This window comes from Thiohalocapsa sp. (assembly GCF_019695415.1).
GTDB lineage: Bacteria > Pseudomonadota > Gammaproteobacteria > Chromatiales > Chromatiaceae > Thiohalocapsa.
The window spans coordinates 1-8,415 of sequence record NZ_JAIFKJ010000373.1; the positions used below are offsets into that span (position 1 = coordinate 1).

Sequence of the window (8,415 nt, forward strand, 5' to 3'; positions counted from 1 at the left end):
TTTCGGCGACGCAAGTCGCTGACAATGAAGGAGCCGGGAAACCGCCCAATGTCTGGACAGGCCCGGCTCCGTCTGATTTTTGGGCAGGATGCCCAATAAATCAGCATCTCCTTAAGGTTCGGCCGGCGAGGTAGAGATCAGTCGGATTTGAGCAATGCCTTGCTCGGGCTGCACAATGCCCGGGAGTCAGGGAGATAGGCGGGCAGTGCCATGGGCTGCTTTGGGGCTTTGTGGGGCAGTTACGCATCCCAGCGGTGTTAACAGCAAACGGGCGGCAGTTGAACAATGCAACGGGCTTGGGACGAATATTCCTGCGAGGGCTTCTACGACGAGTTAATGGTCGGCCCGGGCACGCCCCGCAGCGGCTGTGAGGCCCTGGCGGCGGATCTAGACGCCCTCGGTGCGGACGAGCTCGCCGCCCGACAGCAGGCGGCGGAGGCATCCATCAAGGAGATGGGCATCACCTTTACGGTGTACTCGGAGGAGGGCGGGATGATCGATCGCACCTGGCCGTTCGACGTGATCCCGCGGGCGATCCCGGAGCCCGAGTGGCGCCGTGTGGAGGCGGGCCTCAAGCAGCGGGTGCAGGCGCTGAACCTGTTTATCGACGACCTCTATCACGACCAGCGCATCGTCAAAGACAGGGTTTTTCCGCGTGCGGTGCTGGAGAAGTCGGCCAACTTCCGGCCGCAATGCGTTGGCGTGGACCCGCCCCTCGGCATTTGGGCGCACATCTGTGGCTCGGACCTGGTGCGGGACCGCGACGGGACCATCTATGTGCTGGAAGACAACCTGCGCGTGCCCTCCGGTGTGTCCTACATGCTGGAGAACCGGCTGGTGACCAAGCGGGTGCTGCCGGAGCTCTTCGAGCACTATGCGCCGCTGCCGGTGGACGACTACCCGAGCCAGCTGTTCGACACGCTGGCGGCACTGTCGCCGCGGCCGGCTGAGTATCCGGAGGTGGCCGTGCTGACGCCCGGCATCTACAACTCCGCATACTTCGAGCACTCGTATCTCGCCCAGCAGATGGGTGCGGAGCTGGTGGAGGGGCGGGACCTGTTCGTCGACGATGACGACTGCTGCTATATGCGCACCGTCGACGGCCCGGCGCGGGTGGATGTGATCTACCGGCGTATCGACGACCTCTTTCTGGACCCGGAGGCCTTCAACCCCGATTCCATTCTCGGCGTGCCCGGGCTGCTGCGGGCCTGGAAGGCAGGCAACGTGGCCATGGCCAATGCCCCCGGGGCCGGTGTGGCAGATGACAAGGTCGTTTACGCTTTCGTGCCCGAGATCATCAAGTACTACCTGGATCAGGATCCGATCATCCCGAACGTGCCTACCTACCGCTGCATGGAGCCTGACGCGCTCAAGTATGTCGTCGAGCACATCGCCGAGCTGGTGGTGAAGCCCGCCAACGAGTCCGGCGGCTACGGCATGATCGTCGGTCCCGCGGCGACCCAGGCGGAGCGCAACAAATTCGTGCAGCTGGTGAAGAAGGACCCGCGCAACTACATCGCCCAGCCGACGCTCGGCATCTCCACAGTGCCCACGATCGTCAAGAACGCGCTGGAGCCGCGCCACGTGGACCTGCGACCATTCATCCTCTCCGCCGACCGCCAGAGTGTGACCATGGGCGGGCTGACCCGGGTGGCCCTGCGCAAGGGCTCACTGGTGGTGAATTCTTCCCAGGGGGGCGGCAGTAAGGACACCTGGATCATCCCTGAGGGCGCCGGAGAGCAGTCCCAGGTTGAGGCCCAGGCGCAAACACAGTCGCAATCCCAGTCCTGATCCGCAGGGTGCGGGGTCCTGCCCCGAATATACCGACGCCCGCAGCACCAGCCACTAGGAATCACGTCCCATGCTCTCCCGCGTCGCAGAGAATCTCTATTGGCTTGCCCGCTACGTCGAGCGTGCCGAGGACACGGCTCGCATTGTCACCGTTAATGCCAACCTGCTCTTGGACTTGCCCAAGGGCGTTGCACCCGGCTGGCGGCCGCTGGTGGACATCACCGGCGCGAATACGCTGTTCGAAGAGCATTACAAGGACTATGGCGAGCGACAGGTGGTGCGCTTCCTGCTGGGCGACGAGCGCCACGCCGGCTCCATCCTGACGGCCCTCGCCGCCGCGCGCGAGAACTGCCGCACCATCCGGGACATCGTGCCGCGGGAGTTCTGGGAGCAGATCAACGGCCTGCACCTGTTCGCATCCGGCGAGCTGCAAAAGGGCCTGGCCAAGACCGGCCGCCATGCCTATCTGCGCGAGCTGGTGCTGCGCTGTCAGACCCTGGCGGGGATGCTGGACGGCACCATGCTGCATGACCAGGGTTTCGAGTTCCTGCGTCTCGGCCGCTATTTGGAGCGTGCCGACATGACCACGCGCATCGCCGATGTCCACTCCGCAGCGCTGCTGCCGGACGCCGACGGCGTTCGCCCCTACGACAACATTCAATGGGTGAGCGTGCTGAAGTCGATGACCGCCTACCAGATGTATCGGCGCAGCGAGCAGATTCGGGTGCAGCGCGGCCCAGTGCTGCGTTTCATTTTCAAGAACCCACAATTCCCGCGCTCGGTACGCTGGTGCATCGAGCACGCCCGCCTTGGTCTGGAGCGGCTGCCGCGCAACGAGGCGTCATTGCGAGAGGTCGGCCGATTGGTCCGCTTACTGGACGGGGCGGATCTGCCAGCGCTGAGCCAGGCTGAGCTGCACCACTTCGTCGACGATGTGCAGCTCGGCATCGCGGCCCTGCATGGCGAGATTGCGGCCACCTGGTTTCCGCCCCCCCTGGCGATCGAGGAGGCGGCCTGAAGCGCCACACCGGCGCCCATTGGTCGGGCGCTGGTCTCGCCGCAGCGCCCGGTAGCAGCGGCACCGTCGAAACCCCTCACTTTCACCTCATCGGCCCTTTCCGTTTTCTGAAGTTCGTGTATTATTGTGGGTTTTGCTGCGTCCTGTGCGGCGGCCCCTAGTGCCAGCGTGTGGCGCGGCGCGCGGCGGGCCAACGCCGCGTGTCCTGACGCCGGACCCCGGCCGATCGGGCATCGCAGTCGAACAGGTAAGTCAACCGGAAACCCAAGATGGTCAAGATTCGTCTTTCCCGCGGCGGCGCGAAGAAGAAGCCGTTCTACCAGATCGTCGTCGCCGACATCCGTCGTGCACGCGATGGCCGCAACATCGAGCGCATCGGTTTCTTCGATCCTTGCGCCAAGGGCGGCGCCGAGCGCCTGCGCGTGGATCGTGCCCGCGCTGAGCACTGGATCAGCCAGGGTGCGCAGCCGACTGAGCGTGTGGCTGCGCTGCTGAAGGAGGCTTCCAAGCAGGCGGACGCATCGCCACTGGAGGCCTGAAGCCCTGCGCAGCAGCGCCCGTAGGGTCTGCGGTTGATGCCATCCAGTGACGGGCTCCACCGAAGGCATGGCCGCGATGCTGGAAGGGGACGATGTGGAGCGGCATGGCGACGCCCGACGCATCCCCGTAGGCCGCATTGGTGCCCCACATGGTGTACGAGGCTGGGTTCGCATCCACTCGGACACCGAGCCGCCGGAGAACATCCTCGGCTATCGGCCTTGGTTAGTTGACGGCATCGCGATGGCCGTCGTCGAGGGTCGTCGCCACGGCAAGGCACTCATCGCAAAGCTGGAAGGGTGTGATGACCGCGACAGCGCTGCGGCACTGAGCGGGCGGCCGATCGCCGTCCGACGCGATCAACTGCCGCCGGCCGCGGCCGACGAGCTCTACTGGGCGGATTTGGAGGGGCTATCGGTCAGGACGGTGGACGGCAGAGATCTCGGCCGGGTGAGCCACTTGTTCCCCACCGGCGCCAACGACGTGATGGTGGTGCAGGGTGAGCGCGAGCGGCTGGTGCCCTTCGTGTGGGACCAGGTGGTGAAGGACATCGATTTCGGGTGCGGGCGGATACTGGTGGACTGGGATCCCAGCTTCTGAGCCCCGCACCGGAGCTGAGCGGGTCAATCGAGCTGGGCACGGCCCGGAGGTGGCGGCAGTGGGAGCGCACATGCGTTTCGACGTCATCACGCTGTTCCCAGAGCAGTTTCGAATACTGAGCGAGGAGGGCGTGGTTGCCCGGGCCCTGAAGCGGGGCATCGCGGACTTGGTGACCTGGAACCCCCGGGGCTTCGCCACTGACGCGCAGCACACCGTCGACGACAGGCCCTATGGTGGCGGCCCTGGCATGGTGATGAAGGTCGAACCGCTGCGGGCCGCCATCGATGCGGCCAAGTCGGCGGCCGCCGCGACAGGCTGTGAGAGCCGGGTCGCCTATCTGAGCCCCCAGGGCCGGCCTCTGGGCCAGGCAGACATGCGGCGCATCGCTGCCACGTCGGGCTGGATTCTATTGGCGGGCCGGTACGAGGGCGTCGACGAGCGTCTTATCGAAAGCCGTGTGGATGAGGAATGGTCCATCGGCGACTATGTGCTGAGCGGCGGCGAGCTGGCTGCGATGGTGGTGATGGATGCGGTGATCCGGCTGCTGCCGGGCGCCCTAGGGCATGCGGACTCCGCGCTGCAGGACTCCCACGGCGACGGCCTGCTGGACTGCCCGCACTACACCCGCCCAGAGGTCATTGACGGCCGTGCGGTGCCGGCGGTTCTATTGAGCGGCGACCATGCAGCCATTGAGCGCTGGCGCCGACAACAGGCCCTCGGGCGCACATGGGAACGACGGCCGGACATGCTGCGCGCCCGCGGGCTGGATGCGGCTGATTGGGCATTGCTGGATGAATACAAGCGGGGCCGCGATGGTCCCGATACTGCACAGGCTGCGGAACAGGAGCCATAGCGAACATGAGCAACATCATCGAAGAGCTCGAAAAAGAGCAGATGCAGAAGTCCGTGCCGGACTTTTCTCCAGGCGACACCCTCGTGGTTCAGGTGAAGGTCACGGAGGGCAACCGCGAACGCCTGCAAGCGTTCGAGGGCGTCTGCATTGCCAAGCGCAACCGCGGTCTGAACTCCGCCTTCACCGTGCGCAAGATTTCTCATGGCGAGGGCGTCGAGCGCGTCTTCCAAACCTACAGCCCGGCAGTGGCGGAAATCCAGGTGAAGCGCCGCGGCGATGTGCGCCGCGCCAAGCTCTACTACCTGCGCGGGCGTACCGGCAAGGCCGCGCGTATCAAAGAGAAGGTCGGTCCCCGCGCCGGCAGCTGACGGCCTCCGACGGCCAAAGCAACGCCGCCGGATCACCCCACCTAAGGCGCTTGACGCAGCACGGCCGTCGCCAACGCAGACCGTACAGGCGCAGGCTTGGCCGACACCTTCTATTGGCACGACTACGAGACCTGGGGCAACGCCCCAGCTGTCGATCGGCCCTGTCAGTTCGCCGGGCTGCGCACCGACACCGAGCTCCGGGAGGTCGGTGAGCAACTGGTCATCTTTGCCCGGCCCGCCGATGACCTGCTGCCGCAGCCGGATGCCTGCCTGATCACCGGCATCACACCGCAGCGCGCGGCCCGCGAGGGCCTGCCCGAGTCGGAGTTTGCCCGCCGCATCCAAGCCGAGCTTGCTGCTCCCGGCACCTGTGGTGTCGGCTTCAACAGCCTGCGTTTCGACGACGAGGTCACGCGGTATCTCTTCTACCGCAACCTCCTCGAGCCCTATGCCCACGCGCACCGCAACGGCAATTCTCGCTGGGATCTGATCGACGCGCTGCGCCTGGCTCATGCCCTGCGCCCGGACGGGATCGAATGGCCGGAGCGCGAGCCCGGCATCACCTCATTCCGGCTCGAGCACCTCACCGAAGCCAACGGCATCGACCACGCGGGCGCCCATGACGCCCTCGCCGACGTGCGTGCCACCCTCGCCATGGCGCGGCTGCTGCGGCAGGCGCAGCCGCGGCTGTTCGATTATGCGCTGACCTTGCGTCAGCGTCAGAAGGTCGACGAGCTGATCGACCGCGGCGAGCCGCTGCTGCATGTCTCCCAACGCTACCCGGCGGCCCAAGGCTGCATCGCGCCGGTGGCCGTCGTGGCCACCGCCGAGGACAACCCCAAGCAGCATTGGGTGTTTGATCTGCGCGCCGACCCTGCGGTGCTGCTGGACCTGTCGGTGGATGAGATCCGCGCCCGCTTGTTTGTTGCGGCTGACGACTTGCCGCCGGGTGTTGAGCGCATTCCGCTCAAGGGGCTCAAGACCAACCACGTGCCGATGCTTGCGCCGATGAAAACCCTCGGTGCCGATGCCGCAGCGCGCTGGCAGATCGATCCAGCCCGGGTCGAGCAGCACAGCAGCGTCATACGGCAACACGCCGCTGCCATCGCTGCCAAGGTCCGGGAGGTGCACCACCGCGAGCCCGACACCGGGCCGCGCGACCCCGAGCGCATGCTATACGGCGGCGGCTTTTTTCAGGACAACGATATCCGCACCATGGCGCGGCTGCACCAGCTTGCTCCCCAAGCATTGGCCTCCGAGCATCCCCGTTTCGACGACCCGCGGCTGCCGACGCTGCTCTTTCGCATGCGTGCCCGCAGCTGGCCGGAGACCCTCAGCGAGGCCGAGCGCGAGGACTGGGACGCCTGGCGCTTCGAGCGCTTGACCGACCCTGACGCCGGCGCCTCCATCACCATCAACGACTTCGATGCGCGCATCCTGGAGCTGAAGGCCGAGGCTGCGGATGACCCCGAGCGCATGCAGCTGCTTGACGACCTCGCTGCCTGGGGTGAGCGGGTGATGGACGCTGCACCGTAGGGGGATTTGCCCGTTGCGGGGTGCCGAGCGTCGCGCTGGGTCGCAACAGGTCAGAAGAGTTGAGTCCAGAAAGAGCAGTTCACCACGAAGCACACGTCGCCGGGGCCTCTCGCTCAACCCGTGGGCGAAGGCGCTGACTTGCGTCCATATGGTCAAACGTTGTCGCACCGCGGCGTCTCGCCGATACTGAGGTCTGCGACTCATCGAAGCTCGACGACAAGGAGTATCGCGGCGTACCGGACTGGCTCATCGAGGTGCTGTCGCCGGCGACCGCTGGCCATGACCAGGTCCGGAAGCTCGCACTCCATGAGCGCCGCGGCGTCAAAGAATACTGGTTCAGGCGCGCGCGGCAGCCGCTGCTTCGAGTTCCCGTTGGGTCTGGCGGGAGGCGACCAGCACGTACACGCCGGGCACGATGAACAGCGTGAATAGCGTGCCGATGCCGAGCCCCGTGGTGATGACCAGACCGATGTCGAATCGGCTGACGGCGCCTGGGCCGCTTGCGGTGAGGAGCGGGATCATGGCGACGAGCATCGATACTGTGGTCATCAGGATGGGCCGCAGGCGAATCATGGCCGCCTTGACCACGGCGTCACGCTTGTCCAGCTCCTCGCGCTCGCGCAGCTGATTGGCGAACTCGACGATCAGGATGCCGTTCTTGGCGATGAGGCCGATGAGGGTAATCAGGCCGACTTGGGTGTAGATGTTCACGGTCGCAAAGCCAAGGAACAGAAACGCCATGGCGCCGGCGATGCTGAGCGGCACGGACATCAAAATGACGAACGGGTCCCGCCAGCTCTCGAATTGCGCTGCCAGCACCAGGTAGATCACCAGGATGGATAGGAAGAAGGTAATCTCCAGCGCCGCGCCCTCTTGGCGGAACTGGCGTGACTCGCCCTTGTAGTCGAAGCGGACATTGCGCGGCGCGACCTCGCGGGCGGTGGTCTCCAGATAGCCGAGCGCCTCGCCCAAGGATGTCAGCATCACGCCGGACAGCGTCACGGCATTCAGCTGTTGGAATTGCACGCGCTTGGACGGCACCACCTCTTCGCGCACGCTGACCAGCGTGGACAACGGCACCAGCTCGCCGGAGGCGGTGGCGATCTGGTAGTCCTGGATCTTCTCCAGGTCGTTGCGGGCGGCGTTCGGCACCTGGGGGATCACCTGGTAGCTGCGCCCGGCGAGGCTGAACCAATTCACGTAGTCTTGGTTCAGCATGGACGCGAGTGACTGCCCGAGGGCCCGCATGCTGATGCCGAGATCGCCGGCCAGGTCCCGGTCCACCTCGATGATGGTGCGCGGGCGGGTCAGCTTGATGTCCTTGTCCAAGAACATGAACTTGCCGCTCTGCATCGCGCGGCCGACGATCTCGTCGGCATAGCCAGCAAGCTCTTCCACCGGGGCATCGGAGATCAGCACAAACTCCACTGGGATGCCCTGGCCCGGGGAGGGCAGGCTCGGGCGCGGGAAGGCCACGGTGTCAAAGCCGGCGATGCCGCCAAGCATGCCCTGAAGCTCCGGCTGCACGTCCATTTGGGAGCGCTCGCGCTCGGAGGGCTGGGGCATCTTGAAGCCGCCAAAGGTCGTCGCCGTGTCGCCCATGAAGCCTGCAATGATGAAGCTCTCCTGGTACTCCGGCACCTGCTCGAAGGTGCGTTGGAGCTGCTCCACGTAGCGCTTGTTGTAGTCCACGGTGGCAGTCTGCGGCGCCG

8 protein-coding genes are annotated in these 8,415 nt (G+C 65.7%); 7 read left to right on the forward strand and 1 reads right to left on the reverse strand.

The annotated features are described in order from the left end of the window. Positions 1 to 285: 285 nt before the first annotated feature. From I6U14_RS10675 to sbcB, 7 genes are all read left to right on the forward strand, one after another. A complete protein-coding gene (locus tag I6U14_RS10675) occupies positions 286 to 1,791 on the forward strand; it encodes a circularly permuted type 2 ATP-grasp protein (RefSeq protein WP_296899183.1) in 1,506 nt (501 codons plus the stop codon). 70 nt (positions 1,792 to 1,861) lie between these two features. Then, positions 1,862 to 2,809 carry an alpha-E domain-containing protein gene (locus I6U14_RS10680; protein ID WP_296899185.1) on the forward strand — a complete coding sequence of 316 codons (948 nt, stop codon included), beginning with the start codon at positions 1,862 to 1,864 and terminating at the stop codon, positions 2,807 to 2,809. 269 nt (positions 2,810 to 3,078) lie between these two features. Next, positions 3,079 to 3,348 (forward strand): 30S ribosomal protein S16, encoded by a 270-nt coding sequence (rpsP, locus tag I6U14_RS10685; protein WP_296899187.1) that lies wholly within the window; start codon positions 3,079 to 3,081, stop codon positions 3,346 to 3,348. Positions 3,349 to 3,394: 46 nt separating this feature from the next. Further along, entirely contained in the window at positions 3,395 to 3,946 is a 552-nt protein-coding gene (gene rimM / locus I6U14_RS10690; RefSeq protein ID WP_367115657.1) for a ribosome maturation factor RimM, read from the forward strand. A gap of 70 nt (positions 3,947 to 4,016) precedes the next feature. Continuing rightward, the gene (gene trmD / locus I6U14_RS10695; RefSeq protein ID WP_296899188.1) at positions 4,017 to 4,799 is read left to right on the forward strand and encodes a tRNA (guanosine(37)-N1)-methyltransferase TrmD; all 783 of its coding nucleotides are present in this window, start codon (positions 4,017 to 4,019) and stop codon (positions 4,797 to 4,799) included. A gap of 5 nt (positions 4,800 to 4,804) precedes the next feature. Further along, on the forward strand, positions 4,805 to 5,167 hold the full coding sequence (rplS, locus tag I6U14_RS10700) for a 50S ribosomal protein L19 (protein WP_296899190.1): 363 nt from the start codon (positions 4,805 to 4,807) through the stop codon (positions 5,165 to 5,167). 96 nt (positions 5,168 to 5,263) lie between these two features. Beyond that, on the forward strand, positions 5,264 to 6,703 hold the full coding sequence (gene sbcB, locus I6U14_RS10705; protein ID WP_296899192.1) for an exodeoxyribonuclease I: 1,440 nt from the start codon (positions 5,264 to 5,266) through the stop codon (positions 6,701 to 6,703). A gap of 336 nt (positions 6,704 to 7,039) precedes the next feature. Here sbcB and I6U14_RS10715 read toward each other — a convergent pair. Further along, positions 7,040 to 8,415, reverse strand: a 1,376-nt coding sequence (locus I6U14_RS10715) for an efflux RND transporter permease subunit (protein WP_296899194.1), incomplete at its 5' end; no start/stop codon positions are given.

Excerpts from the sequence above, each read along its gene's own strand:
- I6U14_RS10675 (WP_296899183.1), top strand. The coding sequence starts at position 286 with ATGCAACGGGCTTGGGACGAATATTCCTGCGAGGGCTTCTACGACGAG.
- I6U14_RS10680 (WP_296899185.1), top strand. The coding sequence starts at position 1,862 with ATGCTCTCCCGCGTCGCAGAGAATCTCTATTGGCTTGCCCGCTACGTC.
- rpsP (WP_296899187.1), top strand. The coding sequence starts at position 3,079 with ATGGTCAAGATTCGTCTTTCCCGCGGCGGCGCGAAGAAGAAGCCGTTC.
- trmD (WP_296899188.1), top strand. The coding sequence starts at position 4,017 with ATGCGTTTCGACGTCATCACGCTGTTCCCAGAGCAGTTTCGAATACTG.
- rplS (WP_296899190.1), top strand. The coding sequence starts at position 4,805 with ATGAGCAACATCATCGAAGAGCTCGAAAAAGAGCAGATGCAGAAGTCC.